The following is an 18,205-nucleotide window of genomic DNA, read 5'->3' as shown; positions in this document are numbered from 1 at the left end:
ATTGCGAGCCGAGAATGAATGGTTTTATCCAATTACCCTGGCTGACCCTGCTGGTGCTTGCTCCCTTGGGCGGCGCCCTGGCCTGCATGGCATGGGGGCGGCGCGCCGCCGTCATCGCGGCAATGACGGAAATCGCCATCGCGCTGCGGCTGTCACTCGGGCAGAAGCCGGCCGTCGAAGCCTGGATCCGCTTTGAGTCCTGGCCCTGGATTAAAACCTACGGAGCCCGTTTTTCCCTCGGCATGGATGGCCTGGCGCTGCTGCTGATCTGGCTTACAGTGATCCTGATGGCCGTGGCGCTGGGCATTTCCTGGCCGCGGTACCGCCAGGGCGGATATTATGCCCTGCTGCTGACCAGCTGCAGCGGCACCCTCGGGGTGTTTCTGGCACGGGATCTGTTGCTGTTTTATCTGTGCTGGGAGATCATGTTGCTGCCGCTGGTGCTGTGCATTGCGCTGTGGGGAGAAGCCCGGAGAGTCGAGGCCGGCCTGAAACTGCTGCTCTTCACCCTGACCGGCAGTCTTTTGATGCTGTTTGCCTTTTTGACACTCTATATCCTGCACGGTCGGACCACGGGGGATTATACCTTCGCCATGCAGGCGATTCTGGCAACCCCTGTCGCCCCCGAGCTCGTACCCTGGCTTTTTGGCTGCCTGATGGTGGCTTTTCTGATCAAGGTGCCGGCAATCCCCCTGCAGGGATGGCTGCCGGATGCCTACCAGCAGGCCCCGCTGGCGGTCGCTCTGCTGCTGGCCGGAGCGCTTGCCAAAACCGGCATCTTTGGCCTGATACGCATCGTGCTGCCCCTGTTTCCTGACTGCTGGGTCGGCTTTGCACCGTTTCTGGCAGGCATCGGCCTGGCAGGCACGATTTATGGCGCCTGGCTGGCCTTCGTACAGGATGACCTCAAGCGCCTGATTGCCTACATGTCCGTTGCGCACCTCGGTTTCGTCCTTCTGGGTATTGCGGCAGGCAACGAACTGGCCCTCCAGGGAAGCCTTTTGCAGCTGTTCAGCCATGGCATCACCATAAGCGCCCTGTTCGTGCTGGTCGCCTTCGTGGAGCGACGCACCACTGTACGTCAGTTGCCCGAACTGGGGGGCCTCTGGTCCCGGGCTCCCCGTCTTGGCGCCCTGTTTCTGCTGTTTTCCCTGGCTTCGCTCGGGCTGCCGGGTCTCAACCTTTTCGTCGGGGAAATTCTCATTCTGATGGGCGCCTTCCTGGTGCGTCCCTGGTGGGGCGCCGTCGGCATGGTCGGTGTCCTGCTGGCAGCCTGCTACACGCTGCGCATGGTGCAGGGGGTACTGTGGGGAGCTTGCAAGGGGGGGGAGCAACCCGCGGATCTTCGCCACGGTGAAGCGGCGCTGCTTATCCCGCTTGCGATCCTGGTACTGTGGACAGGACTTTATCCGGCGCCGTTCATGAAACTGCTGGACAATCCGGTACGGCAGATTGTGCTGCAACTCACGTCCACGGGAGGACTGCCATGATCGGCAACATCCTGGGATTGATGCCGATGCTGGTACTGTTCCTCGGTTCCGTAGCGGCTCTGTTCCTTCCGGCGCGGCGCTCCCTGGTCTTCGGTGCCTGCTGTGCCTTGCTGGCCGCGGCCACGGCCTGTTGGCCGGAACCGCCCGGCGCTGCCGAGACGCCGTTGATCGCAACTCACCTGTTCGCCAGGGGATGCACCATTCTGTGGTCACTGTTCGGAGCTTCCGCCTGCCTGCTGGCCGGGCGTTACCGCCGCGGCAGTCGCCTGCCGGGTCCCGAATTCGCCGCGTTAACGCTGTTTACCGTTCTCGGCATGGCAATTCTTTCAGCCGCGACATCCTTGGTCAGCCTGTTTCTCGGGCTGGAAACCATGACCCTGGGATTCTATATCCTGATTGCTTTCGACCGGCAAAATCCAACCGGTGCCGAGGCCGGTCTCAAATATCTTCTCCCCGGGCTCGTGGCGAGCGCGCTGCTTGCTTTTGGAACGGCTCTTGTTTTTACAGCGACAGGAACTTTTGCCCTGCCCGATGCCGTCACTTTGTCGATGGCCGGCGCTTCCATGCACGGCATTGCGCTTCTGGGGTGGACCTTGATTTTATGTGCCGTTGCTTTCAAAGCTTCTCTGGCGCCGTTTCATCTGTGGACCCCCGATGTGTACCAGGGGGCTCCGGCACCGGTAACCGCACTGCTTGCCAGCGGATCCAAGGGCGCGGTATTTGCGGTGCTGCTGTCATCCGCCCCGATAGCGCTGTTGTTGCCAATGCGGCCCCTGCTGACCGGGCTGGCAGCCTTGTCCATGATCGTCGGCAGCTTCGCCGCCCTGCCTCAGACCAACCTCAAGCGTATGCTGGCTTATTCATCCATAGTGCATATGGGCTACCTTGTCCTCGCCGTGCTTGTCGGAGGGGACTCCGGTCTCAAAACAGGGCTGTTTTATCTGATCTCGTACGCAGCCGCCACTCTGGCAGCCTTTGGCCTGCTCGCTTCTCTGTCCGAAGATGGGGAGGAGCCGCAGCAATACGCCGCGCTGGAAGGGCTTGCCCGCAGGTCCCCATGGCGCGCCGCCATACTTGGCGGCGCGCTGCTGTCGCTGGCCGGCTTCCCCCCCATGGCGGGCTTCATGGCCAAAATGGTGCTTTTCACCAGCAGCCTGAGCGCCGGCTTCAGGGAGCTTGTTATCCTGGCTTTGCTATCTTCGCTGGTTTCCTGTTATTATTACATGCGTCCGATACTGGCCATGTTCCGCCGCAGCCCGATACAAGGGTGTTTATTACCGCCCAGTCTGACCGAGGGCGTGGTGCTTGGCCTCTGGTCGATTATCATGCTGACAGGCGGTTTCTACCCGGAGCCGATTTTTCTCTGGATCGCATCTCTCGTGCCCTGACCCCCGACAGGAGTTGCCATGGACATCACCGAACGTATTGCCCAGTTCCTTGCCGCCGACGGTTTCGCCGTTGCGGGGGCTTCCACCAATCGTGAAAAATACGGCAACAAGGTGCTTCGCTGTTACATGCAGCACGGCAAGCACGTCGTGCCCGTCAATCCCCATGCCGTGCAGGTCGAAGGACTGCCCAGCGTAACAAGTGTTTCCGAACTGCCCGACGGCATTCAGAGCCTGTCCATCATCACGCCGCCGCAAATCACGGACAAGGTCGTCGAAGAGGCCATTGCCAAGGGCATCCGGAATATCTGGATGCAGCCTGGCGCACAAAGTCCCCAGTCAATACAACGCTGCGAGGACGCCGGGTTGAATCTCATTGCCGACGGCAGTTGCGTACTGGTGGTGATGGGCTATCACGAATCCTGATATCGGGCAAAACCGCGTTTTTATTCCACCAGACCAGCCGAATCGCTGCGCCAGGCGCAGGGTCCCGAAAAACCCTGCCAGCCCCCCTGGCGTTTTGCTCAAGCGTATACACAGCATCTGCTAACCTATTTTTTTTAAAGGTTTTTTGTTGCTTTTGCGTTATACCGCATGTTATATAACCGAAACCTGTTTCAGGTTGCAATTTAACAGAAAATGGATTTTGTTTTCCTCTCGGAAACGAGTTGCTCACACTTTAACCAAAGAAAATCAAAGTATTCAGAAATGCACGATAGTGAAGAGCGTCAACGTAGAAGACAAGTCGTCACCAACATCCGGGTTCCTAACTCTGTCTGGAAAAAGCGAGTATGTGATATGTTTGTCGATTTACTCATCATCCCTGAAGGTTTTTCAGGAAAGCTGGTGATCTCATTTAAAGACGGGGGCATCAGTTACATTGAAAAAACCCAGACATACAAATAACCCGCGCTAATTTCGACCTCTGTCTTCCAGTACAGACTCAACGAAACCCGCACTGAATGCCACTCTCGATGGTATTGGTGCGGGTTTTTTCTTTATTCGAAAAACAGCACATAAACACCTGTTTTTCTGTTTTTACAAGGACTTCCATCCTGAAATGGATGGTTAAAAAGGAGAGTTCCATGGCTATTGTCAAATGTGCGATTTGCGGCGAAGAAGTCGATAGCGAATTTTATGGCGTCAAGCAATGCTCTAATTGTGGATTATGGTTCTGTTATAAACACCTGGGGCAATATAAGTCCCAATGCATTGTATGTAAGGAATATGCGCTTAAAAACAAATACGGCAGATAGTCAGGACGAACCTTTCCATGGCAAATTTCACCAACTTCGATCACCCAAAAAAATAATTACAATCCATCAAGGAGCCTGTCTGATGAAACTATGCTTCCCGGTTGCCGAGGATCGCGGCATCAACAGTAAAATTTACGGGCATTTCAATTCCGCGCCTTTTTTCCTCATCGTGGATGCGGATAGCCTGGAAACCGAGACGGTGGCCAACATCGACTCTGACAATCCGGCAACCAGCTGCAACCCCTTCGCGGCCCTCAAAGGGCACCAAATTGACGGCCTGATTACCGCCGGCATGGGGGATTCCGCGCTGCAGGCCATGCATCTGTGCGGATTTCGGGCATACGAGGCCCAATCGGAAAACCTCCTTGAGAATATGGAGATGTTCAAACGCAAAGAGCTCCCGGAAAGCCTCGTGCAGGACAGCGCCGCCCAGGGAAGATGCTCCGATGGCGACGATACTGCCGACAGCGGGTCCGGATCCTGCGGCGATGCCCACGAGCATTAACCCGGGCAGGCTTTCCCGGGGTGTGTGTGGCATGCACCGTTTTGACTCTGCCAGAGGCGTCTGGCCCCTTCGGGCAGGCCCGACCGCTGGGGAATAGGACCTTCGCTATGCTCGGTTGAATGACAAATTTTCGGCAACACTGTTATTTATGGTTGTTTACGGTAATATATAGTTTTTTTTGTCCGGTGTGGTTATTTTTAGCTTGCCTGTTAACAGGTGCTTTGTTAAAAAGGCACTGCAGCCGGATCGCTGGTTCAAAAAAGAAACACTGTTTTTCTCTTAGCACCGGCACTGCGGTCCCAGAAAGGCCGGAATTTCATCGAGCGCAAGTCTGGAGAAGGCATATCGATCCTGTCTGGCGGAGACGATATGCTACATGGGAGCACCGGCGACATGAAACCTCCCTTTACGGCATTCAACGCCAGAGACGTGGGCAAAAGCCTCCAGGTGGAAATCATGCATATCCCTGAACTCTGTTATCAGGACCAGGTGCTGGAACAAAAAGCCCGCCTTCGGGCAGAGAAGAAACGGCTGGGCAACGGACCCAAAAACATCGCTGCGTGCAAAAAGGCCATTGCAAAATTTCTTGCAAGCACTGAATTGATTGCAACGGATTTTTCCGGCAAGTTGATTATCTCTTTCAAGGAAGGTGGCGTGAGCTACATCGAGAAGGTAGAACAGATCAAGTAACCGCCATCGACAAAACCAGAAACTACGCGCTTATTTCGTCCTCTGCTTTGGCAGACACACCGAAACCCGCATTGATTCCGAGTCGTCCCGGAAATTAATGCGGGTTTTTTATTCATCAAAACCTGGGGAAAAGAACATGGTACAGATCATTCCGGTTGAAGAGGCTGTAGGCAAGATTTTATCCCACGATATCACCCGTATTGTGCCAGGTGAGTTCAAGGGTCGTGCCTTCAAAAAGGGTCATATGATCACGGATGAGGATGTACCAAAGCTCAAACAGCTCGGCAAGGACCACATCTATGTACTCAACCTCTGTGAGGGGTTGGTACACGAAAACCTCGCTGCAGAGCGCATCGCCAAAGCGATTTGTGGTCCTTGCCTGAAGTTCGGAGAGCCGAATCAGGGGAAAATCGAGCTGACGTCGCAATTGAGCGGGTTGCTTAAAATCGATGTTTCACTGTTGCAAAAGCTCAATGAGATCCCGGACGTAACCATAGCGACCCTGCTGACCAATCAGCCGGTGTGCGTTGGAACAACGGTTGCCGGCACACGTATTATCCCGCTGTTTACCCGGGAAGAAAACCTGCTTCGATTGGAAGATGTCTGCCGACAGCACGCCCCCCTGATTACGGTCAAACCCTTCCTGCCTTTTCGCGTGGGCCTGATCACAACAGGAACCGAGGTATTTCACGGCCGCATCCCGGACGGTTTCGGGCCTATCGTTCGCAGCAAGTTTAAAGCGATGGGGAGCGAAATCTATCGGCAGGATATTGTTCCTGATGAAATTCCCATTATTGCGGAAGCCATTAGCAGACAAGTCTCCGAGGGTGCGCAACTGGTGGTTCTTACCGGGGGGATGTCGGTCGATCCGGATGACCTCACGCCTGCCTCCATACGCGCCACGGGCGCCTCTGTCATCTCCTACGGTGCTCCTACATATCCCGGTGCCATGTTCATGCTGGCGGAACTGAACGGGGTCCCGATCCTGGGCCTCCCGGGTTGCACCATGTACCACAAAGCCACCATCTTCGAGCTGGTAGTCACCCGCCTGCTGGCGGGCGAAAGAGTCACACGCTCCGACATTATCGCTTTGGGCCATGGAGGTCTTTGCGCTGGCTGCCAGAATTGCCACTACCCCAACTGCGGATTCGGAAAGAGCTGAGAGTTCGCAAAAACGGGAGCATTCGCTTCTAACCGGTTTTTGTTCGGGGTTCCCCGGGGCTTCCGGAAGGACACTAACTGAAAACGACAACAAGGAGGAAAACAGGAATGATCAAAAAGGTACTGAATGTCAACGGCATCGACCGTACCCTGATCGTCGATCAGGAAGCGTTGCTGTGCGACGTACTGCGCAAACAGTTGCAGCTGACCGGCACCAAGGTCGGGTGCGGAACCGGCGTGTGTGGCGCCTGCAACGTCATTGTTGACGGCAAACTGGTGCGTTCTTGCGTGACCAAGATGAAGCGGATTCCGAACCTCGCAAAAATCACCACCATCGAGGGTATCGGATCGCCCCTGAATCTGCATCCCATCCAGAAGGCTTTCATCTTTCATGGCGCCATCCAGTGCGGCTTCTGCACCCCCGGCTTCGTTGTGTCGACCAAGGTTCTGCTCGACCAGAATCCCAACCCGACCCGCGAACAAGTCCGCGACTGGTTCCAGAAGCATCGCAACGCCTGCCGCTGCACCGGCTACATCATGATCGTCAACGCAGTCATGGATGCGGCCAAGGTGCTGCGCGGAGAAATGCCCGTGTCCGCCATCGAGTACAAAACTCCCGCCGATGGCAAGGTCTATGGCACCTGCATGCCGCGGCCGACATCGGTGGCCAAGGCCTGCGGCCTGTGGGACTTCGGCGAGGACATGCGCCAGCAGCTGCCTGAGAACACCCTGGAATGCGCCCTGGTACAGCCGGAAGTTTCCCATGCCATCATTAAGGGCATCGATACCTCCGAGGCCGAAAAAATGCCCGGCGTAGTCAAAGTCGTCACCCACAAGGACGTCAAGGGCAAGAACCGCATTACCGGCCTGATCACCTTCCCCACCAACAAAGGCGACGGCTGGGATCGTCCGATTCTGAACGATGAAAAAATCTTCCAGTATGGTGACGTTGTTGCCATCGTCTGCGCCGATACGCGGGAGAACGCCAAAGCGGCGGCGGCCAAGGTCAAGGTTGATCTGGAAGTGCTGCCCTCCTATATGAACGCCATCGCGGCCAAGGCCGAGGACGCTATCGAGATTCACCCCGGCACTCCCAACGTATATTATGACTGCATCATCAAAAAAGGCGAAGAAACCAAGCCGATCTTTGAAAAAGCCGCCCACGTGGCCGAGGGCTATTACTACCTGCAGCGCCAGCCGCATATGCCCATCGAGCCCGACGTCGGCTTCGCCTACATCGACGACGACAAGCGAGTGATTGTGCATTCCAAGTCCATCGGCATCCATTTGCACCACGCAATGATCTGCCCGGGGCTGGGCCTCGAGCCCGAACAACTGGTGCTCATCCAGAACCCCACCGGCGCCACCTTCGGCTACAAATTCAGCCCGACCATGGAAGCCTTGGTCGCCGTGGCCACCATGGCTACCGGCCGCCCCTGCTTCCTCGGTTACGACTGGGCCCAGCAGCAGTTCTACACCGGCAAGCGTTCGCCGGCATTCCTGAATGTACGCCTTGCCGCTGACGAGGAAGGCAATTTCCTGGGCTTGGAAAGCGACTGGGATCTGGACCATGGCCCCTATTCCGAATTCGGCGACCTGGTAACCGTGCGACAGGCCCAGTTCTGCGGCGCCGGTTATGACATCAGAAATATCCGCGGCCACGGCCGCACCGTCTGCACCAACCACGGCTGGGGCTCGGCCTTCCGCGCTTACGGTTCCCCCCAGGCGTTCATGGCTTCCGAGTCGCTGGTCGACGAACTGGCCAAGCAGATGGGCGTGGACCCCTTCGAATTGCGCTACAAAAACCTGTATCGCGAAGGCGCCACCACGCCGACCGGCCAGGAACCCGAAGTGCTGTGCTTCCCGGAGATGTTCGACATCCTGCGGCCCAAGTACAAGGCAGCCGTGGAACGTGCCAAGCGTGAATCCACCGACACCAAGAAACGTGGCGTCGGCATCTCCCTCGGTATCTATGGCTGCGGTCTCGACGGACCGGATACCTCCGGTGCCTGGGCGCAACTGGAAAAAGACGGCAGCGTAACCATCGGCAATGCCTGGGAATGCCACGGTCAGGGCGCGGACATGGGTACAGTGGCCTTCGCGCATCATACCCTGCGTCCCCTCGGCCTGTCGGCCGATCAGATTAATCTGTGCATGAACGATACCAGCCTGACCCCCAACAGCGGCCCGTCCGGCGGCAGCCGCCAGAACGTGGTTACCGGCAACGCCATCCACTCGGCCTGTACCAACCTGCTGAACGCCATGCGCAAGAGCGACGGCAGCTTCCGCACCTACGACGAAATGGTCGCGGATGGCAAGGAGCTCAAATACGAAGGCACCTGGACAACGCCCTGCACGCACATGGACCTCGATACCCAGCAGGGCAAGCCTTTCTGCATCTACATGTACGCGCTGTTTATGGCCGAGGTCGAAGTGGACGTTACCACCGGCAAGGTTGACGTGCTCAAGATGACCTATGTCGGCGACAACGGCACCATTACCAACCGTCTGGTGGTTGACGGGCAGGTCTATGGTGGCCTTGCCCAGGGTATCGGCCTGGCCCTGACCGAAGATTTCGAGTTTATCAAGAAGCACTCGAATATGGTCGGAGCCGGCTTCCCCTACATCAAGGATATCACCGACGATATGGAGCTGATCTATATCGAAACACCGCGCAAGGACGGAGCCTTCGGCCAGGCCGGCGTCGGAGAAGGTCCGCTCACCTCGCCGCACGTGTCGATCGTCAATGCCATCGACAACGCCTGTGGGGTGCGTATCCGCCATCTCCCCGTGTATCCTGAAAAAGTGCTGGCCGCCCTCAAGTCGGAGAAAAAATCCTTCGATGTCGAGGACGCATTTGCCGGCGGATTCTTCACCGAGTAACACCTGCCACGGCGGGCCCGGCTTGAGCCGGGCCCGCATGGGTTGCGATGACTTTGCGGCAAACATGAAAAGTTTAGTATTCGATGGGGGGGATGTCCCATGGAGCCCCTCCATCGTCTTTTCTTTGATCCTGACAGTTTAACCTCTAGGTTTGGTCGACCGCCAAACCCCGCGAGAGCGACGGATGGAAAAACAAGAACTTACAGCCTGGGAACAGAGATGCATTCAGGACGAGGCGCCAGCTTGTACCAGTGCCTGTCCTATCCACGTCGATGTACGGCAGTTTGTTCAGCAGATAGGGCAGGAAAACTGGAAGGGCGCCCTGGACACCCTGGCCCGCACCATGCCCTTTCCGCGGATTCTGGCGCACATATGCGATCACCCCTGTGAAGAGCACTGCAAGCGTCGCCAGGCCGGCGGCGCCATTGCCATTGGCGCTCTGGAACGGGCCTGCATCCAACATGCGCAAAACTGGCGACCCAAAGCCGTCATGGCGCAGAAACGCGCACATGTCGCCGTGGTTGGCAGTTCGCTCAGCAGCCTGACCGCAGCCTGGGATCTGCTCACAAAAGGCTATGCCGTCACCATAATCGAGCCGCAACAGCGCCTTGGCGGACGCCTGTGGGAGTTGCCGGAGGAACTGCTTCCCCGGGCTATCCTTGACCAGGACCTGCAGGCTCTGAACGCCCTGAGAGCAACGGTGGAACTGGCTGCGAAATGCGACGGCGAACGATGTCTGGAGCGACTGCAGGCTGAATTTGACGCCGTGTATATCGGCTTCGACCACGATCTGGGCAAGGCCTTTCCCGAGCTGCGCGATGATTCGGGCCGTTTTATTTCAAACCTGCCCCTGATGACCACGGTGTGTCAGAATGTTTTTGCCGGCGGCATCGCGCCCGATGGGGAAGCCTGCTCCAACATCATGCAGGTACTTGACGGTCGCCGCGGCGCGACTTCCATAGACCGCTACCTGGCAAAAGTCGCTCTTACCTATGGCCGAGATGGTGAAGGGCCCCATGATACGCGTTTGTTCACCAACCTGACGGGCATCGAAGCACAAGCGCCGCTATTGTCATCCGACGAAACCGAACCTGCCACCGACGACGATGCCGTAAAAGAGGCGCGGCGCTGCATACAGTGCGAGTGTCTTGAATGCGTAAAGGTCTGCGATTATCTGCGCCAGGCCAAAAGTTATCCCAAAAAATACGCCCGCCAGATCTACAACAACGAGCGGGTGATTTTTGGCAGTGCCCATACCAAAAACCAGTTTGTAAATTCCTGCAGTCTTTGTGGGCTGTGCGCGGCTGTCTGTCCGACCAACTTTTCCATGGGCGAGTTGTCCCTGCAAGCGCGTCGCACCATGGTGGAGCAGAACTCCATGCCGGCCTCGTTTCACGAGTTCGCCCTGCAGGACATGGCCTTCAGCAACAGCGACAAATTCGCCCTGTGCCGCCATCAACCACGGCACAACAGCAGCAGATACCTGTACTTTCCCAGTTGTCAGCTGTGCTCCACCTGTCCTGGTGAAGTGCTGGACTCCTATGCATACCTGTGCGATCACCTGACCGGTGGCGTCGGTATCTGGCTGGGCTGCTGCGGTGCGCCGGCGCTGTGGGCCGGCCAGGAAGAGCTTTTCAAACAAGCCCTGACGGCCATGCGGGACCAGTGGTGCGAAATGGGCCTGCCCAAAATTATTGTCGCCTGCAGCAGTTGTCAACAGCTTCTGGAAAAACATTTACCCGACATCGAAACCATTTCATTATGGTCCCTGGTCGATACCGACACGTTGGCATCACGCGGCCAGACAACTAACCACACCGCCACGCCTCGAACACTGGCAATCGTCGATCCCTGCAGCAGCCGTCACAACCATGCCGGCCAGCAGACAGTCAGGAAACTGGTGCGGGATCTGGGCTTCCGCATCGAGGAGTTGCCATTGCACGGGGAAGAAGCAGAATGTTGCGGTTATGGCGGGTTGATGTTCAACACCAACCCGCGACTGGCAAGGGAGATCGTGAACCGTCGCGCCCAGGACAGCCCGTGCGACTACCTGGCCTATTGCGGCATGTGCCGGGACAACTTCGCCGCGACCGGCAAACGTACGGCGCACCTCATCGAGCTGCTTTTTTCCGGTCCGGGAAAAGGCGATCCGGCGGCACGCGGCTGGATTTCCTGGTCAGAGCGACGGGCCAATCGCAGCAAGATAAAAACACACCTCCTCCAGACCCGGTGGAACGAAAACGCTACCCGGACGGATTCGGAAAACAAAATGATCCTGCACATGTCACCCGAGATCCAAAGGCGCATTGATGAGCGCCGCATACTGGAAGATGACATCCAGCGCGTTATCGCCCATGCCGAGAAAACAGGTCAGCGTCTGATCGACAAGCGCAACGGGAACTTCCGGGCCTGCCAGGCACTGGAAAATGTTACCTTCTGGGTGGAGTACGCTCCCGAAGATCAGGGCTTCACGGTCTACAATGCCTACAGTCATCGGATGAAAATCAAGGGAGTCAAGCATGATACCGCCTGAAGAAGCAGAAGCCTGGATCTGCGCCAAATGCGGAGCGCCACTGAAAATTCTCAAGGTGGAGTTCAGTTACATGAAGGGAAATTTCACCGTTGACCTGCCGGCCTGTGCCGGATGCGGAATGGTTCTGGTCACGGAAGATCTTGCTCTCGGGAAAATGGCCGAGGTGGAACGCATTCTTGAGGACAAATAGCGTCGACCCGTGTTGCATGGCAGAACCGCCGCGGCTCTACGAATCGGCTCTTGTGCGCCAGGCCACCGGAAATACGATTCGTCCCGGAGGCCTGACCCTCTTGCAGCGCGCCATGGAACTCTGCGCCATGGCCAGCGGGGCGCGGGTGCTGGACGTCGGCTGCGGTACGGGCGCCAGCACAACATACCTGAGACATCGATATCAGTTGCGAGCGGCAGGGGTGGATCTTTCCGCCAAACTCCTCTTGGAAGGATCAGTGACAGTTCCGGGTCTGCCACTGATCCGGGGGAGAGCGGAATACCTCCCCTGCCGAAACGCATGTCTCGACGGACTGGTATGTGAGTGCGTTCTATCCCTGCTACCCGACAGCCATGCGACCCTGTGCGAATTCAACCGGGTTCTGAAACCTGGCGCCAGGCTGATTGTCAGCGATCTATACCGGCGCGCGCCGGATGAAAACGGGCAGGCTGAGGTATCCGTACCCTGCTGCGTCGCAAGCGCCCGAAGCCATTCGTTCATTCGGAAGCAGGTGCTTTCGGCAGGTTTCGAGTTGCAGCTTTGGGAAGACCACTCTTATCTGCTTGGCAATCTGGCGGCTCGACTGATACTGGATCATGGTTCCCTGCAAGCGTTTTGGGTAAAGGTTTTCGGCGAGACGGCGGGCCAGGAGATAGCGCACGCCGTGGCGGCCTCCCGCCCTGGATATTTTCTGATGATTGCGCAAAAACGGATTTGAAGGAGACGGGATGATGCTTGAAAATACAATGCGTATGTTTGAACTGGCCGAAAAAGGTTATTACTGCAGCCAGATACTGTTGTCTCTTGCCCTGGACAGCTGTGGGCGAACCAATCCCGACCTGATCAGAACCATGGCCGGGCTTGCGCACGGTGCGGGTTTCGGTGCCGGCACCTGCGGCGCTCTGACTGGCGGCTGTTGTCTGCTCGCTTTCTATTCCGCCAAGGGCAGCGATACGGAAGAAGAGACCGAGCTTTTCATGGGCATGCGCCAGCAACTGACCGAATGGTTCATTGAATCCGTCGGCGAGCAGTATGGTGGCGTCGACTGTGAAACCATCGTCGGAGACGGCGCGGACAAACAGATTCGCTGCGGACAGATTGTCGGGGCGGTTTATGCCAAGGCACGGGATATCCTGACCCGTAACGGTTTTGACATGTCGATTTGCAAACAGGACTGACACCATTATGTCGATGCCACTGGAAACCGCCAGCCTGTGCCCTTACTGCCTGCGCCGGGTACCCGCCCGCCGGATTTTTAGCGGAAATGACGTGCAGCTGGTAAAAGAGTGCCCCGAGCACGGCCGGACAAGTACCGTTATCTGGCGCGGAACGCCGTCCATGCCGACCTGGCGACGCCCCAAAACACCCTCCCGGCCGCCGGTCTGTTTTACAGAAAGCAAACACGGTTGCCCCTTCGACTGCGGACTTTGTCCCGACCATGGCCAGCACAGTTGCTCCGCCCTTCTGGAAATAACCCAGCGCTGCAACCTGCACTGCCCGGTCTGCTTTGCCGACAGTGGTGACACCGGGACTGCTGATCCGGATCTTGAAACAATCGAATCATGGTACCGTTCAGTGCGGCATGCCTGCGGTGATCACATTGCCGTTCAGCTCTCCGGGGGGGAACCGACCGTGCGTCAGGATCTGCCGGAAATCATCGCCGCGGGGCGTCGCCATGGCTTCAGCTTCCTTCAACTCAATACTAACGGCCTGCGGGTGGCAAAAGACCCGAATTATGCACGGCAACTCAAGGAAGCAGGGCTCGCCACCATGTTTCTGCAATTCGACGGCACCGATGATACCATCTATCGGAAACTGCGAGGCCGCGATCTGCTGGAAATAAAGTTGCGTGCCATTGATCATGCCGTGGCCGCGCGGTTGGGTGTGGTGCTGGTGCCGACCATCGTGCCCCGGGTCAACACGCAAAACATTGGCGACATCCTTCGTTTTGGCCTGGAGCGCAGTCCGGGAGTGCGCGGCGTGCATTTTCAGCCAATCAGCTATTTCGGCCGGTTCCCCTACCCCCCCGCGGATGAAGACCGCATTACGCTGCCGGAAATTCTGCAGGCCATTGAGCGCCAGTCAGGCGGCGACATGCGCGTCGATCATTTTGCCCCGCCCGGCTGTGAGCATTCCCTGTGTTCTTTTCACGGCAACTTCGTGTCATTGCCGGACGGCCGACTGCACGCGCTTACAGACCCATCTTCAAGCTGCTGCTGCAAGCCAATCGTGGCGGCAGAAGGTGCCAGGAAATCAACGGCTTTTCTTACCCGACAGTGGGCCGCGCCCGAATCCGCCACAGAGCAGAAGAAAAAAACCGGAACAGAAGCCTGCGGTTGCGAGCCGGCAGCATCCGACCTGGACGATTTTCTGCAAAGGGTCAAAACCCATACCTTCGCCGTTTCGGCAATGGCTTTTCAGGACGCCTGGAACGTTGACCTGGAGCGCACCCGCAATTGCTGTATTCATGTGGTCGCGCCCGATGGTCGCCTCGTCCCTTTCTGCCTGTATAACCTGACTTCAGCCGAGGGCAAAACTCTTTATCGTGGTCACAATCGTGCAGATGTCGCCCATTGAAAACTGGACCGCCCGACAGATTGGCCTGCCAGGCGGAGAAAATCTGTCCCTGCAGGCGCTGCGCGCTTATCAGCTTGACCGCCTGAATGCAACCCTTGCGCACGCTGTCGTTAACAGCCCGTTTTATGGGCACCGGCTGCAAAGCTGTGGACCTTTGCGAAAGCTGGAAGAACTGAACCGGCTGCCCTTCACGACAGCGGCGCACCTTTCCGGGCAGGGCCTGCAGATGCTGGCCGTCTCTCAAAGCAAAATCGATCGCATTGTAACTTTGCGCAGTTCCGGAACCACCGGGCAAGCCAAGCGGCTTTACTTCACACGCGCGGATCTGCGGCGGACCCAGGATTTTTTCCGTTGTGGCATGTCCCAGGTACTGCAACCCGGCAGCCGGGTGCTGGTCCTGCTGCCCGGCGACCTGCCGGACAGCCAGGGACGCCTGCTGGCGGAGGCCCTTGAAACCGTCGATGTGGAATGCGAGATTTATGGCCTGCTGAACAAGCCAGGCCACGCCGCCTCATTGCTGGTCAAAGAACCCTTCGACTGCGTAGTGGGCATACCGACGCAAGTGCTGGCGTTGGTAAGGCACCCCATGGCGGCCGACGTACCGCGCGGTCGCATCGGCGGCGTTTTTCTGACCTCGGACTATGTCCCCTCGGCGCTGGTGCAGGATATCCGTCGCATCTGGGGGTGCCCGGCCTTCAACCATTACGGCATGACCGAACTTGGTTTGACGGGGGGCGTGGAATGCCAGGCATTGAGCGGCTATCACCTGCGCGAAACCGACTTTTATTTCGAGGTGATCGATCCCGACTCCGGTAAGGGATTGCCCGCCGGTGAAACTGGCGAGGTCGTGGTCACCAGTCTGCAGCGCACCGGCATGCCTCTGATCCGCTACCGTACCGGGGACCTCGCCCGCTTTATTGACACCCCCTGCCCCTGTGGGAGCAGCCTGCCGCGCCTGAGCAAACTTCAGGGACGCCTTGCTGGGCAGATCGATATCGGCGGCCCCCTGAAACTCTCCATGTCAGACCTGGATGAAGCATTGTTCACCATTTCCGGTCTGCTCAACTACCGCGTCAGGCTGTATACCCCGGCGTCCGGCAAAAAGGCCTTGCAGCTGACCCTGGAAACCCTGCCCGGCAGGGAAGGCCAAACCCGCGACACCATCAACCGACGCCTGCCAGCCATCCCTGCACTGCACGAGGCGGCTGCCACCGGAGCCCTTGTTCTGCTCCCCGCACAGCTGGCCGAAGCACCCTTTTCCGCGTCGGCGAGGACTAAACGTATGATTGAAATATCAGAAAAGGAGCATCCCTGCCTTGAAACAGCTCATCACTGAAATTTGTAAATACCTCGGCGCCGGAGAATCTCTGGCCGTGGCGACCATCCTTACACGCAGTGGCTCGGCACCGCGCACGGCCGGAACCAAAATGATCATTCGCGCCAATGGCGATATCTCAGGGACGATCGGCGGCGGGCTCGTGGAAGCGCGAACCCAGGAAGCGGCCCGGGAAATTTTTACCACGCGCCAATCCCGAACATACGCTTTTGATATGACCGGAGCCGCGGCCGATACCATGGATATGATCTGTGGCGGCGTTGTCGAAATTCTGCTGGAATACGTGGATGCCACCGATGAAACGCGAACCGTTTTCGAGGCTTGGCTTGCCGCGCTGCAGACCGGCAGGGATTGCCTGCTGATCACACCTTTGCCGGCGGAAAAACAGGCACCGACGTTGAAACGCTGCCTGCTGTACGCGGACGCCTCCTGTTTCGGACCGACCCTTCTGCCTCAGCAGCTCCGCCAGAATTTACTGACGGCCGCCGATGGCAGTCGTTACCCGATGCTGATCGACGTAATGGGTTCCCTCTTCTTTGTCGAACCCAGCCATGCTCCCACAACGCTTTATCTGTTCGGGGCGGGGCATGTCTCCCGGCCCACGGCGGCATTGGCGTCAATGGTCGGATTTCGCACAGTGGTTCTCGACGATCGCGCTGAATTTGCCAACCGGCAACGGTTTCCCGAGGCACAGGAAATCTTGGTGGTTCCCTCCTTTGACGACTGCATGACACCGCTGGGTATCGATCGCCACAGTTTCCTGGTAATCCTCAGCCGCGGCCATCTGCACGATCAGAACCTGTTGCGCCAGGCGGTACAGACTTCGGCCGGATATATCGGTATGATCGGCAGTCTGGGCAAACGCGACAAAATCTACCAGAACCTGCAGGCCGAAGGCATCCCCAAACAAACCCTGGACAACGTCTTCTCGCCCGTAGGTATCGCCATCAATGCCGAAACGCCGCAAGAAATCGCCGTCAGCATTGTTGCGGAACTGATCAAGGTCCGTGCCACCCTGGGGCAGGGTCATGAATGAATCGTTTGCCGCCATCATTCTGGCTGCCGGCTTTTCATCCCGCATGGGGGCTTTCAAGCCCCTTTTGCGATTGGGCGCGGAAACCGCCCTGGAAAAATCGATAAAGCTGTTCCGCCGAACCGGCATCGCGCATCTGCAGGTGGTTGTCGGACACCAGTCCGAGGCGCTGATACCCCTAATCGAGGATTTGAACGTCTGCTGCACCATCAACCCCCGCTACCAGGAGGGCATGTTCACTTCGGCGCAATGCGCCATGGCCCGCTTGCCGGAGGGGATAGATGCTTTCTTTATGCAACCGGTGGACATACCGCTGACCAGAAACCGGACTCTGGATGCCCTGATTCAGGCCCGCCAGGCAACCGGCAAGGGGATCATTCATCCGGTATTTTGGGGCAAACGCGGACACCCGCCCCTGATCAGCACCACATATCGGGACCTGATTCTGCAAAGCGACGGAGAAGGCGGACTCAAGGCTCTGCTGCTGCCATTTGCCGATGATATCCTCGAAATCGAGGTCCCGGATGAACATTGTACCCTGGATATGGACACCCCTGCGGATTACGCTTATCTGCTCTATCGCCAGGAACACTTTGCCGTGCCTTCCCATCGGGAATGCGAACATCTTCTGACGCATCATTTTTCGGTATCCGAGAAGGTTGCGGCACACAGTCGCCAGGTTGCTCGGGTGGCCCTGACCCTGACGTCGCACCTGAACCAGGCGGGCATCGTGATGGATCGCGAGCTTGTCCGGGCGGCAGCATTGCTGCACGATTGCTGTCGCAGCCAGACGGATCACGCCCGGACGGGGGCCAGGGCGCTGCGGGAACTCGGTTACGAAACCATCGCCGGGCCGGTCGCTTCACATATGGATATTGACGTTCCCCCGGAGGCAGTTCCCACTTTGCACGAAGTGCTGTTTTTGGCGGATAAGCTGGTGATGGGTTCTCGGTTGACCGACCTGAATGAGAGGTTTGCGGAAAAGCTGGAACGTTTCTCCGGCCAACCGGCCATTGTTGACGCGATAGAACGTCGCCGGCAGGCCGCCTGCCGGATCGGAAAAAAATGCGAGACGATTTTCAAGAGATCGCTGACCGAGGTACTCAGGCGCGATCATCTGGACGAACTGGAAGGGTAAAAGGTCGCAA

The 18,205-nt window shown here is 57.7% G+C and carries 15 protein-coding genes; all 15 read left to right on the top strand.

The features are described 5' to 3' along the window. The first annotated feature begins 14 nt into the window (after positions 1-14). The 15 genes from AB7E65_RS00740 (at position 15) to AB7E65_RS00670 (ending at position 18,195) form a co-directional block, all read left to right on the top strand. On the top strand, positions 15-1,490 hold the full coding sequence (locus AB7E65_RS00740) for an NADH-quinone oxidoreductase subunit M (RefSeq protein ID WP_320361767.1): 1,476 nt from the start codon (positions 15-17) through the stop codon (positions 1,488-1,490). After that, complete coding sequence (locus tag AB7E65_RS00735) at positions 1,487-2,878, top strand: NADH-quinone oxidoreductase subunit N (RefSeq protein WP_072502115.1); 1,392 nt, start codon at positions 1,487-1,489, stop codon at positions 2,876-2,878. The genes AB7E65_RS00740 and AB7E65_RS00735 overlap by 4 nt, the downstream gene beginning before the upstream one ends. 18 nt (positions 2,879-2,896) lie before the next feature. Continuing rightward, on the top strand, positions 2,897-3,301 hold the full coding sequence (locus tag AB7E65_RS00730; RefSeq protein ID WP_072286432.1) for a CoA-binding protein: 405 nt from the start codon (positions 2,897-2,899) through the stop codon (positions 3,299-3,301). Between the two features lie 912 nt (positions 3,302-4,213). Then, complete coding sequence (locus AB7E65_RS00725) at positions 4,214-4,636, top strand: NifB/NifX family molybdenum-iron cluster-binding protein (protein ID WP_428745083.1); 423 nt, start codon at positions 4,214-4,216, stop codon at positions 4,634-4,636. A 369-nt stretch (positions 4,637-5,005) separates the two neighbouring features. Then, positions 5,006-5,326: a hypothetical protein gene (locus AB7E65_RS00720; protein ID WP_072286434.1), complete on the top strand. Its 321-nt coding sequence runs from the start codon at positions 5,006-5,008 to the stop codon at positions 5,324-5,326. A gap of 136 nt (positions 5,327-5,462) precedes the next feature. Further along, positions 5,463-6,488: a molybdopterin-binding protein gene (locus tag AB7E65_RS00715; protein ID WP_072288037.1), complete on the top strand. Its 1,026-nt coding sequence runs from the start codon at positions 5,463-5,465 to the stop codon at positions 6,486-6,488. Between the two features lie 107 nt (positions 6,489-6,595). Continuing rightward, positions 6,596-9,370 (top strand): molybdopterin-dependent aldehyde oxidoreductase, encoded by a 2,775-nt coding sequence (locus tag AB7E65_RS00710; protein WP_072286435.1) that lies wholly within the window; start codon positions 6,596-6,598, stop codon positions 9,368-9,370. Positions 9,371-9,554: 184 nt separating this feature from the next. Further along, complete coding sequence (locus AB7E65_RS00705) at positions 9,555-11,903, top strand: pyridine nucleotide-disulfide oxidoreductase/dicluster-binding protein (RefSeq protein WP_072286436.1); 2,349 nt, start codon at positions 9,555-9,557, stop codon at positions 11,901-11,903. Continuing rightward, positions 11,890-12,093: a DVU_1557 family redox protein gene (locus AB7E65_RS00700; RefSeq protein WP_072286437.1), complete on the top strand. Its 204-nt coding sequence runs from the start codon at positions 11,890-11,892 to the stop codon at positions 12,091-12,093. The genes AB7E65_RS00705 and AB7E65_RS00700 overlap by 14 nt, the downstream gene beginning before the upstream one ends. A gap of 16 nt (positions 12,094-12,109) precedes the next feature. Then, positions 12,110-12,829, top strand: coding sequence for a DVU_1556 family methyltransferase (gene trsM, locus AB7E65_RS00695; protein ID WP_320361754.1), 720 nt, complete (start codon positions 12,110-12,112; stop codon positions 12,827-12,829). A 13-nt stretch (positions 12,830-12,842) separates the two neighbouring features. Beyond that, positions 12,843-13,289 (top strand): DVU_1555 family C-GCAxxG-C-C protein, encoded by a 447-nt coding sequence (locus tag AB7E65_RS00690; RefSeq protein WP_072288038.1) that lies wholly within the window; start codon positions 12,843-12,845, stop codon positions 13,287-13,289. A gap of 7 nt (positions 13,290-13,296) precedes the next feature. Then, on the top strand, positions 13,297-14,688 hold the full coding sequence (gene trsS / locus AB7E65_RS00685; RefSeq protein ID WP_428745082.1) for a radical SAM (seleno)protein TrsS: 1,392 nt from the start codon (positions 13,297-13,299) through the stop codon (positions 14,686-14,688). Beyond that, positions 14,657-16,024 (top strand): DVU_1553 family AMP-dependent CoA ligase, encoded by a 1,368-nt coding sequence (locus tag AB7E65_RS00680; RefSeq protein ID WP_320361750.1) that lies wholly within the window; start codon positions 14,657-14,659, stop codon positions 16,022-16,024. Before trsS ends, AB7E65_RS00680 begins: the two co-directional genes overlap by 32 nt. Further along, positions 16,005-17,060 carry an XdhC family aldehyde oxidoreductase maturation factor gene (locus AB7E65_RS00675; protein ID WP_072286441.1) on the top strand — a complete coding sequence of 352 codons (1,056 nt, stop codon included), beginning with the start codon at positions 16,005-16,007 and terminating at the stop codon, positions 17,058-17,060. Before AB7E65_RS00680 ends, AB7E65_RS00675 begins: the two co-directional genes overlap by 20 nt. Next, entirely contained in the window at positions 17,053-18,195 is a 1,143-nt protein-coding gene (locus tag AB7E65_RS00670) for a DVU_1551 family NTP transferase (protein ID WP_428745081.1), read from the top strand. Before AB7E65_RS00675 ends, AB7E65_RS00670 begins: the two co-directional genes overlap by 8 nt. The last annotated feature ends 10 nt before the right edge of the window (positions 18,196-18,205 follow it).

The sequence above is a fragment of the Syntrophotalea sp. genome (assembly GCF_050253115.1).
GTDB lineage: Bacteria > Desulfobacterota > Desulfuromonadia > Desulfuromonadales > Syntrophotaleaceae > Syntrophotalea > Syntrophotalea acetylenica.
The sequence above is the reverse complement of the archived record's forward strand: the minus strand, read 5'-3'. Positions and strand labels throughout refer to the sequence as shown.